Raw genomic sequence first — 19,674 nt, forward strand, 5'->3', positions numbered from 1 at the left:
TCCCTCTTTCGTTAAGGATAACGACCATGCTGCGCGCATTTTTCCGCCTTCTTCGTCGCGTTTGTTTTTCCCGCCGGATTCTTAAGATTGCCTGTTTACTGTTGCTTGTAGCAGGCGCGACGGTTTTTATCAGCGATCGGGCGATGGTCAACGCCAGCCAGCAACTAACATGGAGCGATGTCAACGCAGTTCCGGTACGTAACGTGGGGTTATTGCTGGGAGCAAAGCCGGGTAATCGCTACTTTACCCGACGTATTGATAGCGCCGCAGAGTTGTACCACGCCGGAAAAGTGAAGTGGCTGTTGGTCAGTGGCGATAACGGACGAAAAAATTACGATGAAGCGTCAGGAATGCAGCGGGCGCTCATCGCTAAAGGCGTACCGGCGAAAGTCATCTTCTGCGATTATGCCGGATTCTCAACGCTTGATTCGGTGGTGCGCGCCAATAAAGTGTTTGGTGAGAACCATATCACCATTATTTCGCAAAAATTTCATAACCAACGCGCCATCTGGCTGGCAAAACAGTACGGCATCGATGCTATCGGTTTTAATGCCCCTGACCTGAATATGAAACAGGGTTTTTATACTCAACTGCGGGAAAAACTCGCTCGCGTCAGCGCGGTGATTGACGCCAAAATCCTCCATCGCCAGCCGAAATATCTCGGGCCGTCGGTCATGATTGGGCCATTTAGCGAACATGGCTGTCCGGCGCAGAAATAATGCGTATCCACGCACGCCGAAGATGAAAAAGGCGTGCTACATTGACGACAGAATCCCTTTATGGAGTAACCACGCGTTATGATACGTTTCGCCGTGATTGGCACGAACTGGATCACCCGCCAGTTCGTCGAGGCCGCCCATGAGAGCGGCAAATACAAGTTAACCGCCGTCTATTCCCGCAGCCTTGAACAGGCCCAGCACTTCGCCAATGATTTTTCTGTCGAGCATCTGTTCACTTCGCTGGAAGCGATGGCGGAAAGCGATGCCATTGACGCGGTGTATATTGCCAGCCCGAATGCCCTGCATTTTTCCCAGACGCAGCTTTTCCTCAGTCACAAAATGCATGTAATTTGCGAGAAACCGCTGGCGTCGAATCTGGCGGAAGTGGATGCCGCCATTGCCTGCGCGCGGGAAAATCAGGTGGTGCTGTTTGAAGCATTTAAAACGGCCAGCCTGCCTAACTTTCATTTGTTACGCCAGGCGCTGCCGAAAGTCGGCAAATTGCGTAAAGTCTTTTTTAACTACTGCCAGTACTCTTCGCGTTATCAACGTTATCTCGACGGCGAGAATCCCAATACCTTTAATCCGGCGTTCTCTAACGGCTCGATCATGGATATCGGCTTTTACTGCCTGGCGTCGGCAGTGGCGTTATTTGGTGAGCCGAAAAGCGTGCAGGCAACCGCCAGTTTGCTGGCAAGCGGCGTGGATGCCCACGGCGTGGTGGTGATGGATTACGGTGATTTCAGCGTTACGTTGCAGCACTCCAAAGTCAGCGATTCTGTACTGGCAAGCGAGATTCAGGGCGAAGCGGGATCACTGGTAATTGAAAAACTTTCCGAGTGCCAGAAAGTCTGTTTTGTACCGCGTGGCAGCCAGATGCAGGATCTCACCTTGCCGCAGCATATTAATACCATGCTCTACGAAGCAGAGCTGTTCGCCACTCTGGTGGATGAGCATCTGGTAGATCATCCGGGTCTGGCAGTCAGTCGTATCACCGCCAAACTGCTGACCGAGATCCGCCGCCAGACCGGGGTGATTTTTCCGGCAGATAGCGTAAAGCAATAATTGTTACCGTAAAGCAGTGTAAAAGGCATGTAACAGACCATTGACTGGATGAATGGTCTGTCATACTTTGTTACCTGCAAAGGGGAGTAACTTCATTGCCGGTCGATCGTCATTACGATGTGTGAAAAACCACATCCGGTCACCGGGCAACCCGAAAGGAATACGCAGACGTATTCCTTTTTTGTTGTAAGTGAGACCTTGCCGGAAGGCGAGGTCTATGCATAAAAAGCAGCGGCTGACGTCTTCCGACGTTGGCCGTTTTTTTATGTGTAAGGAACTTCTATGAATACTGTCGGCACGCCGTTGTTATGGGGCGGATTCGCTGTCGTTGTCGCTGTTATGCTGGCTATCGACCTGTTGTTGCAGGGGCGTCGGGGTGCGCACGCTATGACCATGAAACAGGCTGCAGCCTGGTCACTGGTTTGGGTGACGCTGTCGTTACTGTTTAACGCCGCTTTCTGGTGGTATCTGGCGCAGACACAGGGACGCGAAGTCGCGGACCCGCAGGCGCTGGCCTTCCTCACTGGTTATCTGATTGAGAAATCTCTGGCGGTTGATAACGTCTTTGTCTGGCTGATGTTGTTCAGCTATTTCTCTGTTCCGGCGGCATTACAACGCCGCGTGCTGGTGTATGGCGTGCTCGGGGCGATTGTCCTGCGTACTATCATGATCTTCACCGGTAGCTGGCTGATTTCGCAGTTCGACTGGATCCTGTATATCTTTGGCGCATTCCTGCTGTTTACTGGCGTGAAGATGGCATTGGCCCATGAAGACGAATCAGGGATTGGCGACAAGCCGCTGGTACGCTGGCTGCGGGGTCATTTGCGCATGACCGACACCATCGACAACGAGCACTTCTTTGTGCGTAAGAATGGCTTGCTGTATGCCACGCCGCTGATGCTGGTGTTGATTCTGGTGGAGTTAAGCGACGTGATTTTCGCCGTGGATAGCATTCCGGCAATCTTCGCCGTCACCACCGATCCGTTCATTGTGCTGACCTCAAACCTGTTTGCGATACTCGGCCTGCGTGCGATGTATTTCTTGCTGGCGGGCGTGGCGGAGCGTTTCTCGATGCTCAAATATGGCCTGGCGGTGATTCTGGTGTTTATTGGTATCAAGATGCTGATTGTCGATTTCTACCATATTCCGATCGCCGTCTCGCTGGGCGTGGTGTTTGGCATTCTGGTGACGACGTTTATTATCAACGCGTGGGTGAATTATCAGCATGATAAGCAGCGGGTAGAGTAATTCGCTGTATATTAAGCCATTACTGGAGATAACTCATTCCAGACAAAGATGAGCTATTAATTATGTAATCGACTTATAGCTCGTTACAAAAAGACCGCATGGATGCGCGGCGAGGGCGCGTTTTACAGGGATGTTACCTCGCGCCCGTACCCGGTAGCCGCAAGGGATAAGCTGAGGGAACCGCGCGGCGGCGATTTTGTTCGCCAGAGCCCGGGGTGCAGGGGGCAGCGGCGATTGGCCGCCCCCTGCGCGCTCCCTGCGCCAGTGACTTTATATGGCATTGCACATTAAAGGAGCGCAACCGTTCTCATACTCCAAATAGTTTTGCCCATATGTTATCTAATCAGCCTTAGTAGTCAGTCCTTCCCTCTGTTTATGTCAAATAAATGTAACAATTAAGTTGCAAAACATGACCTCTCTTTAAAATCCAGTATTTTTAGCTTCCCGAACCCACAACTTTCCTTATACTCAACCTTGCAAATACTTTGTTACATCCTGAAAGATGCGTCGACAGAACGCACCAGGGATGTGCGACAACACAACGAAAGGATCGAAAAATGACTACGCAACGTTCACCGGGGATATTCCGGCGTCTGGCTCATGGCAGCCTGGTAAAACAAATCCTGGTCGGCCTTGTTCTGGGGATTCTCCTGGCATGGATCTCAAAACCGGCGGCTGAAGCTGTCGGCCTGTTAGGCACCCTGTTCGTCGGCGCGCTGAAAGCTGTAGCGCCAATCCTGGTGCTGATGCTGGTAATGGCTTCCATCGCTAACCACCAGCACGGACAAAAAACCAATATCCGCCCTATTCTGTTTCTCTATTTGCTGGGTACTTTCTCCGCTGCACTGGCCGCAGTTGTCTTCAGCTTCGCCTTCCCTTCTACTCTGCATTTATCCAGCAGTGCGGGGGATATTACCCCCCCGTCAGGCATTATTGAGGTCATGCGCGGGTTGCTGATGAGTATGGTTTCCAACCCTATCGACGCCCTGCTAAAAGGTAATTACATCGGGATTCTGGTGTGGGCGATTGGCCTCGGTTTTGCCCTGCGTCATGGTAACGAGACCACCAAAAACCTGGTCAACGATATGTCGAATGCCGTCACCTTTATGGTGAAGCTGGTGATTCGCTTCGCGCCGATCGGTATTTTTGGCCTGGTTTCTTCTACGCTGGCAACCACAGGGTTCGACACGTTGTGGGGTTATGCGCAACTGCTCGCGGTGCTGGTTGGCTGTATGCTGTTGGTGGCGCTGGTGGTTAATCCACTGCTGGTATGGTGGAAAATTCGTCGTAATCCGTTCCCGCTGGTACTGCTGTGCCTACGTGAAAGCGGCGTGTACGCCTTCTTCACCCGTAGCTCTGCGGCGAATATTCCGGTGAATATGGCGCTGTGCGAAAAGCTGAATCTGGATCGTGATACCTATTCCGTTTCTATTCCGCTGGGAGCAACCATCAATATGGCGGGCGCGGCGATCACCATTACGGTGTTGACGCTGGCAGCGGTCAATACGCTGGGTATTCCGGTGGATCTGCCCACGGCGCTGCTGTTGAGCGTGGTTGCTTCTTTGTGTGCCTGTGGCGCATCAGGCGTAGCTGGTGGTTCTCTGCTGCTGATCCCGCTGGCCTGTAATATGTTCGGTATCCCAAACGACATCGCCATGCAGGTGGTCGCCGTCGGCTTTATTATCGGCGTATTGCAGGACTCCTGCGAAACCGCGCTGAACTCGTCAACTGACGTGCTGTTCACCGCGGCAGCATGCCAGGCAGAAGATGAGCGTCTGGCAAATAGCGCTCTGCGTAATTAATGCTTAACCCCTTTCGTCTACGGCGGAAGGGGTTTTCTCTACTTTAAACGGATCAATTCCCCTTTTCTGCATCCGCCAGAAACGAATGATATTCAGGCCATTCATCAACAGAAAACTGCCTTCAATCATCGTGCCACCAATCGACCCGGCCCAAAAGTTGTGAATCACCCAGCAACACGTTGAAAACCACATCACGCAGCGCATAGTCAGCCCTTTACAGCGAAACAGCGCCCAGGTACTGACGATCGTGCCAATAACCGGCAGCAATTCAACAGGATGATGGAACTTCGCCAGGCCAATTCCGCCAGTGAGCACAATGAAGATTGTCATCACCCATAAGCTGCGCGTGCGTAGGGTAATCAGTGTACGGATGGCGTTAAGGATGGCACTGGCACCGGCAGGATAGGTGCCCAGGAGAAAGAAATGCACGCCGATAACGGCGCTATAGACCGAAAGCTGCTTTTTGAAGCGACGTTCGTCACGGTTGAAAAATGTTGTGATACCAATCAGAAAGGCGATGACACCCACGCCCTGGGCCAGCCAATACGCGGTCATGATAAATCCTTAGCAGGTATGGAAAAGCAAACGGCGCTTCACATTATGAAACGCCGTTTTTTATTAACAACTCATTTCGATCTTATAACGTTACGCCGCTTTTAAAGATCGCCAGTTCGCGGAAGTCGTTACGCTCGTTGCAAGTTTGCTTACCGTTGGCAAACTCAACGATGGTGTCGATAAACTCTTCCAGCAACTGCGGCATCGCTTTACCGTGGATCAACTGACCCGCGTCAAAGTCGATCCAGTGTTTTTTCTTCGCCGCCAGTTCGCTGTTGGTGGCGATTTTCACTGTTGGAACAAAACCACCATACGGCGTACCGCGACCAGTACTGAACAACACCATATGGCAGCCTGCGCCCGCCAGTGCGCTGGTTGCCACGGCATCGTTACCCGGCGCGCTTAACAGGTTCAGTCCCGGCGTTTTCAGACGTTCGCCATAACGCAACACATCAACCACTTCGCTGGAACCCGCTTTCTGAGTACAACCAAGTGATTTGTCTTCCAGCGTGGTAATACCGCCTGCTTTGTTCCCCGGTGATGGGTTTTCGTAGATCGGCTGGTCATGGGCAATAAAGTACTGTTTGAAGTCGTTAACCATAGTGACCAGTTTTTCAAACGTCGCTTCATCGCGGCAATGACTCATCAGCAACTGCTCTGCACCGAACATCTCCGGCACTTCTGTCAGTACGGTAGTACCGCCATTAGCAATCACGTAGTCAGAAAAACGCCCCAGCATCGGGTTAGCGGTAATACCAGAAAGACCGTCGGAACCGCCGCACTCCAGACCAAACTTCAGTTCACTGAGTTTGCCCGGCTCGCGCTTGTCGTTGCGCATCACGTTATACAACTGATGCAGATGTTCGATCCCGGCTTCGATTTCATCGTCCTGCTGCTGGCAGATCATGAAATGAACGCGTTCAGGATCAATATCCCCCAGCGTTTCGCGGAAAGCATCAACCTGGTTGTTTTCACAACCCAGACCAATCACCAGTACTGCGCCCGCATTCGGATGGCGCACCATGTTTTGCAGCATAGTACGAGTATTGATGTGATCGTCGCCCAACTGCGAGCAGCCGTAGGTGTGGCTGAAGAGGAACACACCATCAGTCCCTTCGGCGTTGTTAGTCTCTTTCAGGAAACGATTCTGGATCTGCCGCGCGATGCCATTGACACAGCCAACGGTCGGCAAGATCCACAACTCATTACGCACCCCGACATCGCCGTTAGCGCGACGATAGATCTGTACTTCACGATCTGCCGCTTGTGCTGGCAGATCGTGAAAATCAGGTTGATAGCGATACTGATCCAGATCGCTCAGATTCGTGCGCGTATTGTGGGCGTGAACGTGTTCCCCCGCCGCAATATCCGCCAATGCATAACCAATCGGCAGACCATATTTAATGACGTTGGCTCCTTTTGCGATATCCGTTAACGCAAATTTATGTCCACGAGCGACGTCCTGACGCAGCGTAACAGTCTGGCTATCGACACTGACTTCTGTGCCTTCAGCCAGATCCGCTAAAGCGACCGCGACGTTATCCAGCGCATGGATCTTGATGTATTGCATATCAACCCCAGACCTTAGTTCAGTTCAATGGCGAAGTAGTCACGCGCATTGTTAAAGCAAATATTTTTCACCATCTCGCCCAGCAGGTTGATGTCCGCCGGTGCTTCGCCTGCTTCCACCCAGCGACCGATCATCTGGCACAGAATGCGGCGGAAGTATTCGTGACGGGTGTATGACAGGAAACTACGGCTGTCAGTCAGCATACCGACAAAGCGGCTCAGCAGACCGAGCTGCGCCAGTTGGGTCATCTGACGTTCCATACCGTCTTTCTGGTCGTTAAACCACCAGCCGGAACCGAACTGCATTTTGCCCGGCATACCTTCGCCCTGGAAGTTACCGATCATGGTGCCCAGCACTTCGTTATCGCGCGGGTTCAGGCAGTAAAGAATGGTTTTTGGCAGCAGGTTTTCTTCGTTCTGTTTGCTCAGCAGCTTAGACAGTTCTTCCGCCATCGGACGGTCGTTGATGGAGTCGAAGCCTACATCCGGCCCCAGCAGTTTGAACTGACGCAGGTTGTTATTACGCAGTGCGCCAATGTGGTACTGCTGCACCCAACCGCGACGTGCGTATTCGGCACCAAGGAACACCAGTACCGCAGTTTTAAACTGTGCCACTTCGTGCTCACTCAGAGTTTCACCAGCCAGACGGCGTGCCAGGATGCTATCCAGTTCCGCTTCGTTCGCTTCGGCAAACATCACCACATCCAGCGCGTGGTCAGACACTTTACAACCGTGAGCGGCGAAGTGATCCAGACGTTTGGTCAGGGCGGTTTGCAGATCAGCAAAGCGGCGAATGTCGGTGTCGGAAACTTCGCCCAGCTTCGCCATATAGTCGTTAAAAGTCGCCTGTTCGATGTTGAAGGCTTTATCCGGACGCCAGCTCGGCAGCACTTTAATGGTGAAAGAACCGTCTTTGGCGATCTCTGCGTGATGTTCCAGAGAATCAATCGGATCGTCGGTGGTGCCAACCATTTTCACGTTCATCTGCTGCATGATGCCGCGCGCGGAGAAGTTATCCTGCGCCAGCAATTCGTTACATTCGTTCCAGATCTCATCGGCAGTCGACGGAGACAGCAGTTTACCGGTGATACCAAACGGACGGCGCAGTTCCAGATGCGTCCAGTGGTATAACGGGTTGCCGATAGTGTGTGGAACGGTCGCCGCCCACGCATCAAACTTCTCACGGTCAGAGGCATCACCTGTACACAAGCGTTCAGCCACGCCATTGGTACGCATTGCACGCCATTTGTAGTGATCACCTTTCAACCAGATGTCATACAAATTCTTAAAGCGATAATCTTCTGCGATCTGCTGCGGCGGCAAATGACAGTGGTAATCGAAAATCGGCTGGTCTTTTGCGTAGTCGTGATACAGGCGGCGGGCAAATTCAGTATCTAACAGGAAATCTTCAGTCATAAACGGAGTCATTTTCGTCTTCCTCTCAACGAGTGAGCTAGCTTGCTTATGGTGCGATGCTGACAAAGTTATCACACCAATTTCCAGAGCCAGAAGATATTTTCGTGAGTTAGATCAATAAACGTAGTTAAAAAAATTACTCTCAAAGTGGTAAACACCGCCGCAAGCCGCGCCATTTCTGGCCTCGTCATTATCCAGTAATGTCCCTACAAATATTCGCACATTTGTGATGGCTCTCACCTTTTAAAGTTGTATGACAAGTTATCTTTCTGCCGTCGCAAATCATAAGTCGACGGAATGCAAATTGCTGATTCATTCATTTGTTAGATGAATCGGGTTGACCGGTACGGAAGCCGAATTAGCACGAAACTTTCATGGCAACGTTCGGGGCGTGCCGGTTTTTTTTTCGGTTACCCGGTCGTAACTAACATCTTCAGCCTCTGGCGGGATGATGGCCGCGATTCCTGCGGATATAACAAAACGATGAGGTTTTACATGCGTAAAATTAAAGGGTTACGTTGGTACATGATCGCACTGGTGACGCTCGGCACCGTGCTTGGCTACCTGACGCGTAACACTGTAGCGGCGGCTGCGCCAACTCTGATGGAAGAGTTAAACATCTCCACCCAACAGTATTCCTACATCATCGCAGCCTATTCTGCTGCTTATACGATCATGCAACCGGTAGCGGGTTATGTACTGGATGTTCTGGGTACAAAAATCGGTTACGCGATGTTTGCCGTGTTGTGGGCAGTGTTCTGTGGCGCTACCGCGCTGGCGGGTAGCTGGGGCGGCCTGGCGATTGCTCGTGGTGCAGTAGGTGCTGCTGAAGCGGCAATGATCCCGGCGGGTCTGAAAGCCAGCTCCGAATGGTTCCCGGCGAAAGAGCGTTCCATCGCAGTAGGTTACTTTAACGTTGGTTCTTCAATTGGCGCGATGATTGCACCGCCGCTGGTAGTATGGGCAATCGTAATGCATAGCTGGCAGATGGCATTTATCATCTCTGGTGCATTGAGCTTTATCTGGGCGATGGCATGGCTGATTTTCTATAAGCATCCACGCGACCAGAAGCATCTGACCGATGAAGAACGCGACTACATTATTAATGGTCAGGAGGCCCAGCACCAGGTTGGCACGGCTAAAAAACTGTCCGTTGGTCAGATCCTGCGTAACCGTCAGTTCTGGGGTATCGCACTGCCGCGCTTCCTGGCGGAACCCGCCTGGGGTACTTTCAACGCGTGGATCCCGCTGTTCATGTTTAAAGTTTACGGCTTTAACCTGAAAGAGATCGCTATGTTTGCCTGGATGCCGATGCTGTTTGCTGACCTCGGCTGCATCCTCGGTGGTTACCTGCCGCCGCTGTTCCAGCGCTGGTTTGGTGTGAACCTGATCGTGTCCCGTAAGATGGTTGTAACGCTGGGTGCGGTACTGATGATTGGCCCGGGTATGATCGGTCTGTTCACCAACCCGTATGTAGCGATTATGCTGCTGTGTATCGGTGGTTTTGCTCACCAGGCACTGTCTGGCGCGCTGATTACGCTCTCTTCTGACGTGTTCGGTCGTAACGAAGTGGCAACGGCAAACGGTCTGACCGGGATGTCCGCATGGCTGGCAAGTACGCTGTTTGCGCTGGTTGTGGGTGCACTGGCTGACACCATCGGCTTCAGCCCGCTGTTCGCGGTACTGGCAGTGTTCGACCTGTTAGGCGCGCTGGTTATCTGGACGGTATTGCAGAACAAACCAGCGATTGAGGTGGCGCAGGAAACACATAACGATCCCGCACCGCAACATTAACGCAAAGTATAAGTTTTAGTTTCCCTTCGAAGCCGCCTTTTCAGGCGGCTTTTTCATCACTGCGAGTAGAGCAAATCTCGCAAAAGTGGTATAACAAATATAGTCTGCTGTATCATGCCTGGAGCGCATATGGAAATCTCTGAACCACGCCGTTTGTACCAACAACTTGCTGCTGACCTGAAAGAGCGCATCGAGCAGGGCGTCTATCTGGTGGGTGATAAATTACCCGCCGAACGTTTTATTGCCGATGAAAAAAACGTCAGCCGCACCGTGGTTCGTGAAGCCATCATCATGCTGGAAGTAGAAGGCTATGTAGAGGTGCGTAAAGGCTCAGGTATTCATGTGGTTTCCAACCAGCCTCGCCATCAGCAAGCGGCTGACGATAATATGGAATTTGCTAATTACGGTCCGTTTGAGTTGCTCCAGGCACGCCAGCTCATCGAAAGCAATATTGCTGAGTTTGCCGCTACCCAGGTCACTAAACAGGACATCATGAAACTGATGGCCATCCAGGAGCAGGCACGCGGCGAACAATGCTTCCGCGATTCCGAGTGGGACTTGCAGTTTCATATTCAGGTAGCCCTGGCAACGCAGAACTCGGCGCTGGCAGCCATCGTTGAGAAAATGTGGACCCAGCGTAGCCATAACCCGTACTGGAAAAAACTCCACGAACACATTGATTCTCGTACCGTCGATAACTGGTGCGATGACCACGATCAAATCCTTAAAGCGCTGATTCGCAAAGATCCCCATGCCGCTAAACTGGCAATGTGGCAGCATCTGGAAAACACTAAAATTATGTTATTTAACGAAACCAGTGATGATTTCGAATTCAATGCTGACCGTTACCTGTTTGCTGAAAACCCGGTTGTACATCTGGATACGGCTGCCAATAGCAATAAATAGCCCTCTCTTCTGACAGGCGCTGCCAGGTGCCTGTGCGCTTTATCAGTAAGCGAAAAGTATAAAGTGTCAGCCTGTGTAAATCCTCTCGCCACCCTCCCCTGCAATCAGCAAAATCAGACCCCACGGACATGTAATTTTGATAACGAACAACGTTGACCTTTGTTACAATTAGATTCAATTTGAATTTATGCTATTAAATGTTTTCTTATCTCACGTTTTAACAGGGAATAGTTCAGGCCGTGTTGGTGTCCCGACCCGCAATCCATACAAAAACAGTAATAACCTGGCGGGAGTGCATCATTTAAAACCGGCGTGGCGTTAACCGATTCACCAGGAATAATGAATGGAACTTTTGACCCAATTACTGCAAGCCCTGTGGGCGCAGGATTTTGAAACGCTGGCCAATCCATCGATGATTGGCATGTTGTATTTTGTCTTGTTTGTAATTTTGTTCCTTGAAAACGGCTTGCTTCCGGCAGCCTTTTTACCGGGCGACAGCTTACTGGTGTTGGTCGGTGTATTGATTGCTAAAGGCGCGATGGGGTATCCGCAAACGATTCTGTTACTGACCGTTGCCGCCAGCCTTGGCTGCTGGGTCAGTTACATACAGGGGCGATGGCTGGGCAATACCCGCACCGTGCAAAACTGGCTTTCCCATTTACCCGCGCACTATCACCAACGCGCACATCATCTTTTTCACAAACACGGTTTATCCGCGTTGCTGATTGGCCGCTTTATTGCGTTTGTCAGAACATTACTGCCGACTATTGCCGGGTTGTCAGGGCTGAATAATGCCCGTTTTCAGTTCTTCAACTGGATGAGCGGTCTGCTGTGGGTGTTGATCCTGACAACCTTAGGATACATGCTCGGCAAAACGCCGGTATTTTTGAAGTATGAGGATCAGCTCATGTCATGCCTGATGCTGCTCCCGGTGGTACTGCTGGTGTTTGGTCTGGCAGGTTCTTTGGTTGTGTTATGGAAAAAGAAATATGGAAATCGGGGGTAAGGGATGCAAATACCTCGCATGTCGCTTCGTCAGCTAGTCTGGTCCGGCGCTGCTTTACTGCTGGTCAGCACGCTGCTGCTGGCCTGGTCCGCGGTTCGTCAGCAAGATTCAACGCTGGCGATCCGTGCCGTTCATCAAGGCACGACGATGCCAGACGGTTTTTCCATCTGGCATCACCTTGACGCTCACGGCATTCCTTTCAAAAGCATCACTCCCAAGAATGACACTCTACTGATTACATTTGATTCCAGCGACCAGAGTGCCGCCGCAAAAGCTGTTCTCGACAGAACATTGCCTCATGGCTACATCATTGCACAGCAGGACAATAATAGTCAGGCTATGCAGTGGCTGACCCGGCTGCGAGATAACTCTCATCGCTTCGGATAACTTCCTGTTATCCGAAACATATCACTCACTTTGGTGATTTCACTGTTACTGTCTATGATTAATGAGGCGGTGGTTAACACTACCGCTTCGTTGTCTGGACAATCGTTCCTCTGTAATGGGTCCGAGTCACAATGGAAGGTTCAAGAATGAAATACCGCATCGCTTTAGCTGTTTCTCTTTTTGCTCTTAGTGTCAGTAGTTATGCCACTACTCTTTGTCAGGAAAAGGAGCAAAATATCCTTAAGGAGATCAGCTATGCTGAAAAACACCAAAACCAGAATCGTATCAACGGCCTGAACAAAGCCCTTAGAGAAGTACGGGCCAATTGTTCAGATAGCCAACTGCGCGCCGATCATCAGAAGAAAATCGCAAAGCAGAGAGATGAGGTAGCGGAACGCAAACATGATTTAGCCGAGGCCAAACAAAAAGGCGATGCGGATAAGATTGCCAAACGCGAACGGAAACTGGCAGAAGCGCAGGAAGAGCTGAAAAAGCTGGAAGCGCGCGCCTACTAATCCACAATAGTCACTACTTACTCACCTGGAGAAAACTATGTCGAAAGAACACACTACGGAACATCTGCGTGCTGAGTTGAAATCCCTGTCTGATACGCTGGAAGAAGTACTAAGCGCTTCAGGAGAGAAGTCGAAAGAAGAGTTGAGTAAGATTCGCAGCAAAGCGGAGCAGGCACTGAAACAGAGCCGTTACCGTCTGGGTGAAACCGGTGATGCAATTGCCAAACAGACCCGTGAAGCGGCGGCACGTGCCGATGAATACGTGCGTGAAAATCCGTGGACAGGCGTAGGCATTGGCGCTGCCGTCGGTGTAGTGTTGGGCGTTCTACTGTCTCGTCGTTAATTATGGCGGACACTCAGCACGCGCAAGGGCCCGGTAAAAGCGTTCTGGGCATCGGGCAGCGAATTGTCACTATCATGGTTGAAATGGTGGAGACACGTCTGCGGCTGGCGGTGGTTGAACTGGAAGAAGAAAAAGCCAATATCTTTCAGTTATTACTGATGCTGGGTCTGACGATGCTTTTTGCTGCATTTGGTCTTATGAGCCTGATGGTGCTGATTATCTGGGCGATTGATCCGCAATATCGCCTGAATGCAATGATTGCCACCACCGTGGTGTTGTTCCTTTTAGCGCTGATTGGCGGTATCTGGACATTACGCAAGTCGCGGAAATCGACCCTGTTGCGCCATACGCGCCATGAACTGGCGAACGATCGGCAACTGCTCGAGGAGGAGTCCCGTGAGCGGTAAAGTCGAACGTGAACGCCGCAAGGCACAGCTACTTAGCCAGATCCAGCAACAACGGCTGGATCTTTCCGCCAGTCGTCGTGACTGGCTGGAGGCAACAGGCGCTTACGATCGTCGCTGGAATATGCTGTTGAGTTTGCGCTCCTGGGCGCTGGTTGGCAGCAGCGTGATGGCTATCTGGACAATTCGCCATCCGAATATGCTGGTTCGCTGGGCCAGACGCGGTTTTGGCGTCTGGAGTGCCTGGCGTCTGGTTAAAAGTACGATTAATCAGCAGCAGCTTCGCGGTTAATTACCTCTCTGGCCGGAGTCATTCCGGCCTTATCCCTCAAATTTTTTGAAAATTTTTGACAGTTTTCCTTGCTAACAATCACCATTCACTACGTTTATGCTTCTCTCCATCGACAGCAACGACGCTAATACCGCGCTCTTGCAGAAAAAAACAATCAGCGGCCTGAGTGGCGCAGTGGAGAGTAAGATGAAAAAATTAGAAGAAGTTGGTGTACTGGTAGCGCGTATTTTAATGCCAATTCTGTTTATTAGCGCAGGTTGGGGGAAAATTACCGGTTATGCAGGCACGCAACAATACATGGAAGCGATGGGTGTCCCGGGCTTTATGCTGCCGCTGGTGATCCTGCTTGAGTTCGGTGGCGGCCTGGCAATCCTGTTCGGTTTCCTGACGCGTACCACCGCACTGTTTACCGCTGGCTTTACACTGTTGACGGCATTTTTATTTCACAGCAACTTTGCCGAAGGCATGAACTCGCTAATGTTTATGAAAAATATGACTATTTCTGGTGGATACCTGCTTCTGGCGATTACCGGTCCGGGCGCATATAGCATCGACCGCCTGCTGAATAAAAAGTGGTAAGCACAGGCTATACTTAACGATAAAAAACGAGGAGGAAGCTCCTCGTTTTTGCTATTGGAGGAAAAAAAATGGGTCAACTGATTGACGGTGTCTGGCATGACACCTGGTACGACACAAAATCCACCGGCGGTAAATTTCAACGTTCAGCTTCCGCATTTCGTAACTGGCTCACTGCCGATGGCGCGCCTGGGCCGACTGGCAAAGGTGGTTTTGTCGCAGAAAAAAACCGCTACCATCTCTATGTTTCACTCGCCTGCCCGTGGGCACACCGCACGCTGATTATGCGTAAACTCAAAGGTCTGGAACCGTTCATCTCTGTTTCCGTGGTGAACCCACTGATGCTGGAAAATGGCTGGACCTTTGATGACAGTTTTCCAGGTGCAACCGGCGACACGCTCTATCAACACGAGTTTCTGTATCAGCTTTACCTTCATGCCGATCCGCACTATAGCGGTCGTGTCACCGTTCCCGTGCTGTGGGACAAAAAGAATCACACCATCGTCAGCAACGAATCAGCGGAAATCATCCGCATGTTCAATACCGCTTTTGATGCGCTGGGTGCGAAAGCTGGTGATTACTACCCGCCTGCACTGCAAACGAAAATTGACGAACTCAATGACTGGATTTACGACACCGTTAACAATGGCGTCTATAAGGCCGGTTTCGCCACCAGCCAACAGGCCTATGACGAAGCAGTAGTAAAAGTATTTGAATCACTGGCGCGCCTGGAACAGATCTTAGGGCAGCATCGCTTCCTGACAGGTAACCAGCTCACCGAAGCCGATATTCGCCTGTGGACCACATTGATCCGTTTTGATCCGGTGTATGTCACCCACTTCAAGTGCGATAAGCACCGCATCAGCGATTACCTGAACCTGCACGGCTTCCTGCGCGATATCTACCAGATGCCGGGGATTGCCGAAACTGTCAATTTCGATCATATCCGTAATCACTACTTCCGCAGCCATAAGACCATCAATCCCACCGGGATTATTTCGATTGGTCCGTGGCAGGATCTCGATGAACCACACGGGCGGGATGTTCGCTTCAGCTAAACAAAGGAACCCTCCACGATGCCTTATTAATTCATCAAGTTAATATTTACTGTCATTTCATTCATGTCTATTCTTAATTTGCTGCTTTAAAAACAAGTGATTGAGCAAAATTGAGGCAAAAATGGACTGGTATCTGAAAGTACTGAAAAATTATGTCGGTTTCCGGGGACGTGCACGACGCAAAGAGTACTGGATGTTTATTCTGGTCAACATCATCTTTACGTTCGTGCTGGGGCTGCTGGACAAAATGTTAGGCTGGCAACGCGCCGGTGGCGAGGGCATTCTGACGACCATCTATGGCATTCTGGTGTTTTTACCGTGGTAGGCGGTTCAGTTCCGTCGCCTGCACGACACCGACCGCTCGGCATGGTGGGTGCTACTGTTCTTAATCCCGGTTATCGGCTGGCTGATTATCATCGTGTTTAACTGCCAGGCGGGTACACCAGGTGAAAACCGGTTTGGGCCAGACCCAAAACTGGAACAAGAATAATAATTAAGCACCTTGCAAAAGGTGCTTAATGGATTATTTTGCCGTAAACAATTTAGGGATTTCTCGCAAACACCAGGATTTTGCCTCCCCCATACTGTCGCGACGCCAGGCCATAATAATATCGATTTCGCTGGTCGATTCCGGGCTGACTACACGCAACCGCCCTTCAGCAATATCTTTTTCGACCATCGGGTACGGCATGGTTGCCACGCCAAGCCCCGCCAGTAACGCCTGCCGTTTATCTTCAATGGTGCTGACTGTTAAGCGCGGCTGTTTGTCCAGCAACTGCACTGTCAATACCGGACGCTCACGGGCGGTATCTGCCACCGCGATCCCACGATATTTCACACGCGTAACCTCCGAAAGCGGCTCCGGCTCCTGATGAATCGGGTGATTCGGCGCGGCGACGTAGACATTCATTAAGGTATAGAGCTTGCGCGAGTTGATCTCCGACGAAGAACGAAAATGCATATCCGGCGCGATAACAATATCTGCCCGGCCCTGCTCCAGTCGCTCCCACGCCCCCGCCAGCACCTCGGTGATGATTGCCAGTTGGGTATTGGCTTTCGCCGCCAGTTTGTCGATTAGCGGGAAAAAGGCCGATGTCGGCACCAGCGCCTCGGTCACAATAGTGAGATGTGTTTCCCAACCGCGCGCGAGGGCTTCGGCATCAGTAGTCAGTTTATCTGCTGCCTCCAGCAGAACACGTCCCCGCTCCAGCAACATACGCCCGACATTGGTGAATTTTGTCCGATGCCCCGAGCGGTCAAACAGCACCACATCCAGCTCTTCTTCCAGTTTTTGCATGGTGTAACTAAGTGCAGAAGGCACGCGTCCCAGCTCATCTGCTGCTGCCGCAAAACTGCCACGGCGATCAATAGCATCCATAACACGCAGTGCTTCCAGCGTTAATGCCCTTTCTTTGGCCATGTCGTTCTCATTCAGGAAATTTGAACATACCGGGCAGAATATCTGGCTAACAATGTAGCGTCCAGCCCCTTACCATAAAAGGAAGTAAAGAGAGGTCAAGAATTATGATTACTACCCGAACTGCCAGACAGTGTGGACAAGCAGACTACGGATGGTTGCAGGCCCGGTATACTTTTTCCTTTGGACACTACTTCGACCCTACATTGTTAGGCTATGCCTCCCTGCGTGTACTTAACCAGGAAGTGCTGACCCCAGGTGCCGCCTTCCAGCCGCGAACCTACCCAAAAGTCGATATTTTGAATGTGATTCTGGATGGAGAAGCAGAATACCGCGACAGTGAAGGCAATCATGTTCAAGCCAGCGCTGGTGAAGCCTTATTGCTTTCTACTCAGCCGGGCGTGAGTTATAGCGAACATAACATCAGCAAGGACAAATCGTTAACGCGGATGCAGCTTTGGTTGGACGCTTGTCCACAGCGGGAGAATCCGCTGATTCAAAAACTGGCGCTTAATATGGATAAGCAGCAATTAATCGCCTCGCCCGATGGCGCGAAGGGTAGCCTGCAACTGCGCCAGCAGGTGTGGCTGCATCATATCGTGCTCGATAAGAACGAAAGCGCGAGCTTTCAACTACACGGCCCGCGTGCCTATTTGCAATCGATTCACGGTCAGTTTCATGCGATTACGCACAACGAAGAGAAAGCGGCGCTGAGCTGCGGCGACGGGGCGTTTATTCGTGACGAGACTAACATTACGCTGGTTGCCGATTCCCCACTGCGCGCTTTGCTGATAGATTTACCCGTCTAGTTGTTTTTACAGGGAGAAGATGGTGAGTAAAAAATCGACGAAGAAACGTCAACAAGTGAAGTCCGTAGTGGCGAAAGAAGCCACCCGCGCTACTAAAAACTTTGGCTATGAAGAGATGTTGAGTGAGCTGGAAGCGATAGTCGCTGATGCTGAAACGCGGTTAGCCGAGGATGAAGCTACCGCGTAAAGACAGGTTGCCGGATGCGGCGTAAACGCCTTATCCGGCCTACAAAACCAACAAATTGCACAATCCGCAGGCCGGATAAGATGCGCCAGCATCGCATCCGGCACCGGGTACAAAACCCAACAAAACCAACAAATTGCACAACCCGTAGGCCGGATAAGATGCGCCAGCATCGCATCCAGCACCGGGTACAAAACCCAACAAAACCAACAAATTGCACAATCCGTAGGCCGGATAAGATGCGCCAGCATCGCATCCGGCATCAGGTATGACATCCGAAATCCGGCGCTTATCTGGCCTTGCTCGCCATAATCTCGATAATCTGCCGATCCGTTTGCTGCATCGAATGGCTTGCCAGCGCACACAGATTGGCAATCGACTGCTCAACATCATGCGCCACAATGCCTTCATTGCCGGTCACGGCGGTATCATCCAGCGCCATTAACACCGCTTTCCATGCTGCCGAAGCACTGGTCGAAACCTTCATAGCACAACTGTTCGATGCGCCATCGCAAATCATACCGCTAACATCACCGATCATACTGCTGATCGCCATTGAGATCGTTTCATAACGCCCATCCACCAGCCATGCCATCCCGGCGGCGGCCCCCATTGCTGCCGTCGTTGCAGCACACAGCGCAGACAATCGCGGCAACTGGTTATGGATGTAAATCGCGCTCAAATGCGAAAGCATCAACGCGCGCGCCAGACGCTCATCATCAGCACCGAAGTGTTCCGCTACCACTACCACAGGCATTGTCGCGGTGATCCCCTGATTACCAGAACCCGAGTTACTCATCGCCGGAAGCGTTGCGCCGCCCATACGCGCATCAGATGCCGCGCTGGTACGAATCACAATTGACGAAGAGAGATCTTTCGCCAGCAAACCGCGTGCACACTGTTTTTCCAGCGTCGCGCCAATATGCAACCCCCAGTTACCGCTTAAACCTTCCTGCGATAATGCGCAATTTAACTTCGCAGAATCGAGAATAAAGCGAATCGCCTCAAACGGCACTTCATTGACGAACTTCAGGATCTCTGCCAGCGTCGTATTAGACAGCACCGCCAGCGGCGACTCTTGCTCGCCCTCGGCCACACACGCCTGCTGAGTAAACACCACGCCATTGTGCGTCTCAATATGCACAATGTTGGTATGTCCGCCGACGATGGTGACACAAGCCCACTTCTCACCACTCCAGACTTTGGCGCGAGAGAAGAGGATTTCATCGCAAGGCTCCTGGATCTTAACCGACACTTTTCCCGCCGCCAGCAACGCTTTGGCATCGGCAATCGCCTGTGCTGTCGCATCTTTCAGCACTTCCAGCCCAGCTTTGGCATTTCCGCCTAACGCTCCCAGCGCCGCTGCAATCGGCAGCCCCACCATTCCCGTACCGGGAACGGTGACCCCCAGACCGTTCTTCATCAGATTTGGCGAAACCCAGGCTTCTACACGTTCAACCGGACCTTCCAGTTCTGCCGCAGCAACTGCCGCTGCCAGCGCCAGTGAAATAGGTTCAGTACATCCCAGCGCCGGTTTTACCTCCTCCTGTACTGCGAGGATGTAACGCTGCCATAACGGATTTAAAGTCGAATTAAACATAATAAAAAC

The 19,674-nt window shown here is 51.5% G+C and carries 22 protein-coding genes and 1 pseudogene; 18 read left to right on the top strand and 5 right to left on the bottom strand.

The window, feature by feature from the left end; translation table 11 throughout:
- Positions 1-26 precede the first annotated feature (26 nt).
- From C0K55_RS03685 to sstT, 4 genes are all read left to right on the top strand, one after another.
- Positions 27-719 (top strand): SanA/YdcF family protein, encoded by a 693-nt coding sequence (locus tag C0K55_RS03685; protein ID WP_000942580.1) that lies wholly within the window; start codon positions 27-29, stop codon positions 717-719.
- Positions 720-797: 78 nt separating this feature from the next.
- Positions 798-1,784: a Gfo/Idh/MocA family protein gene (locus tag C0K55_RS03690; RefSeq protein WP_001517133.1), complete on the top strand. Its 987-nt coding sequence runs from the start codon at positions 798-800 to the stop codon at positions 1,782-1,784.
- A gap of 282 nt (positions 1,785-2,066) precedes the next feature.
- Complete coding sequence (gene alx, locus C0K55_RS03695; protein WP_001098824.1) at positions 2,067-3,032, top strand: TerC family membrane protein Alx; 966 nt, start codon at positions 2,067-2,069, stop codon at positions 3,030-3,032.
- A gap of 557 nt (positions 3,033-3,589) precedes the next feature.
- A complete protein-coding gene (gene sstT, locus C0K55_RS03700) occupies positions 3,590-4,834 on the top strand; it encodes a serine/threonine transporter SstT (protein ID WP_000211634.1) in 1,245 nt (414 codons plus the stop codon).
- Positions 4,835-4,837: 3 nt separating this feature from the next.
- Here sstT and C0K55_RS03705 read toward each other — a convergent pair whose 3' ends face one another.
- From C0K55_RS03705 to uxaC, 3 genes are all read right to left on the bottom strand, one after another.
- Positions 4,838-5,389: a YgjV family protein gene (locus C0K55_RS03705; RefSeq protein WP_001517134.1), complete on the bottom strand. Its 552-nt coding sequence runs from the start codon at positions 5,387-5,389 to the stop codon at positions 4,838-4,840.
- 82 nt (positions 5,390-5,471) lie between these two features.
- Complete coding sequence (uxaA, locus tag C0K55_RS03710) at positions 5,472-6,959, bottom strand: altronate dehydratase (protein WP_001199399.1); 1,488 nt, start codon at positions 6,957-6,959, stop codon at positions 5,472-5,474.
- Positions 6,960-6,973: 14 nt separating this feature from the next.
- On the bottom strand, positions 6,974-8,386 hold the full coding sequence (gene uxaC / locus C0K55_RS03715) for a glucuronate isomerase (protein WP_000187442.1): 1,413 nt from the start codon (positions 8,384-8,386) through the stop codon (positions 6,974-6,976).
- Positions 8,387-8,869: 483 nt separating this feature from the next.
- Between uxaC and exuT the strand changes: the two genes are divergently transcribed.
- The 12 genes and pseudogenes from exuT to C0K55_RS03770 all read left to right on the top strand — a co-directional run bounded on the left by exuT (position 8,870) and on the right by C0K55_RS03770 (position 16,145).
- Complete coding sequence (gene exuT / locus C0K55_RS03720) at positions 8,870-10,168, top strand: hexuronate transporter ExuT (protein ID WP_001517135.1); 1,299 nt, start codon at positions 8,870-8,872, stop codon at positions 10,166-10,168.
- 129 nt (positions 10,169-10,297) lie between these two features.
- Positions 10,298-11,074, top strand: a complete 777-nt coding sequence (gene exuR / locus C0K55_RS03725; RefSeq protein ID WP_000406032.1) for a transcriptional regulator ExuR — start codon at positions 10,298-10,300, stop codon at positions 11,072-11,074.
- Between the two features lie 187 nt (positions 11,075-11,261).
- Positions 11,262-11,396: a hypothetical protein gene (locus C0K55_RS27095; protein WP_420842026.1), complete on the top strand. Its 135-nt coding sequence runs from the start codon at positions 11,262-11,264 to the stop codon at positions 11,394-11,396.
- 21 nt (positions 11,397-11,417) lie between these two features.
- A complete protein-coding gene (gene yqjA, locus C0K55_RS03730; protein WP_000422149.1) occupies positions 11,418-12,080 on the top strand; it encodes a DedA family general envelope maintenance protein YqjA in 663 nt (220 codons plus the stop codon).
- A 3-nt stretch (positions 12,081-12,083) separates the two neighbouring features.
- Positions 12,084-12,467: an EnvZ/OmpR regulon moderator MzrA gene (gene mzrA / locus C0K55_RS03735; protein WP_105266154.1), complete on the top strand. Its 384-nt coding sequence runs from the start codon at positions 12,084-12,086 to the stop codon at positions 12,465-12,467.
- Positions 12,468-12,613: 146 nt separating this feature from the next.
- Entirely contained in the window at positions 12,614-12,982 is a 369-nt protein-coding gene (yqjC, locus tag C0K55_RS03740; RefSeq protein ID WP_010379140.1) for a DUF1090 family protein YqjC, read from the top strand.
- Between the two features lie 37 nt (positions 12,983-13,019).
- Entirely contained in the window at positions 13,020-13,325 is a 306-nt protein-coding gene (locus C0K55_RS03745; RefSeq protein ID WP_000031410.1) for a DUF883 family protein, read from the top strand.
- 2 nt (positions 13,326-13,327) lie between these two features.
- Entirely contained in the window at positions 13,328-13,732 is a 405-nt protein-coding gene (locus C0K55_RS03750) for a phage holin family protein (protein WP_001517136.1), read from the top strand.
- Positions 13,722-14,021 carry a YqjK-like family protein gene (locus tag C0K55_RS03755; protein WP_000015590.1) on the top strand — a complete coding sequence of 100 codons (300 nt, stop codon included), beginning with the start codon at positions 13,722-13,724 and terminating at the stop codon, positions 14,019-14,021. The genes C0K55_RS03750 and C0K55_RS03755 overlap by 11 nt, the downstream gene beginning before the upstream one ends.
- A 186-nt stretch (positions 14,022-14,207) precedes the next feature.
- Positions 14,208-14,600, top strand: a complete 393-nt coding sequence (locus C0K55_RS03760; protein ID WP_105266155.1) for a DoxX family protein — start codon at positions 14,208-14,210, stop codon at positions 14,598-14,600.
- 68 nt (positions 14,601-14,668) lie between these two features.
- Positions 14,669-15,655: a glutathionyl-hydroquinone reductase YqjG gene (yqjG, locus tag C0K55_RS03765; protein ID WP_105266156.1), complete on the top strand. Its 987-nt coding sequence runs from the start codon at positions 14,669-14,671 to the stop codon at positions 15,653-15,655.
- Between the two features lie 121 nt (positions 15,656-15,776).
- Positions 15,777-16,145 (top strand): annotated as a pseudogene (locus C0K55_RS03770) (DUF805 domain-containing protein).
- 33 nt (positions 16,146-16,178) lie between these two features.
- Here C0K55_RS03770 and yhaJ read toward each other — a convergent pair.
- Positions 16,179-17,075 (bottom strand): DNA-binding transcriptional regulator YhaJ, encoded by an 897-nt coding sequence (gene yhaJ, locus C0K55_RS03775; protein WP_001041020.1) that lies wholly within the window; start codon positions 17,073-17,075, stop codon positions 16,179-16,181.
- Positions 17,076-17,179: 104 nt separating this feature from the next.
- On the opposite strand from yhaJ, the gene C0K55_RS03780 reads away from it, so the two are divergent.
- Entirely contained in the window at positions 17,180-17,881 is a 702-nt protein-coding gene (locus C0K55_RS03780; RefSeq protein ID WP_000633605.1) for a pirin family protein, read from the top strand.
- 22 nt (positions 17,882-17,903) lie between these two features.
- Positions 17,904-18,068 (top strand): protein YhaL, encoded by a 165-nt coding sequence (yhaL, locus tag C0K55_RS03785; RefSeq protein ID WP_010379152.1) that lies wholly within the window; start codon positions 17,904-17,906, stop codon positions 18,066-18,068.
- A gap of 286 nt (positions 18,069-18,354) precedes the next feature.
- Here yhaL and cyuA read toward each other — a convergent pair whose 3' ends face one another.
- Positions 18,355-19,665, bottom strand: a complete 1,311-nt coding sequence (gene cyuA, locus C0K55_RS03790; RefSeq protein ID WP_000483437.1) for a cysteine desulfidase — start codon at positions 19,663-19,665, stop codon at positions 18,355-18,357.
- Positions 19,666-19,674 lie beyond the last annotated feature (9 nt).

This window comes from Escherichia sp. MOD1-EC6098 (assembly GCF_002965865.1).
Classification (GTDB): Bacteria; Pseudomonadota; Gammaproteobacteria; order Enterobacterales; family Enterobacteriaceae; genus Escherichia; species Escherichia marmotae.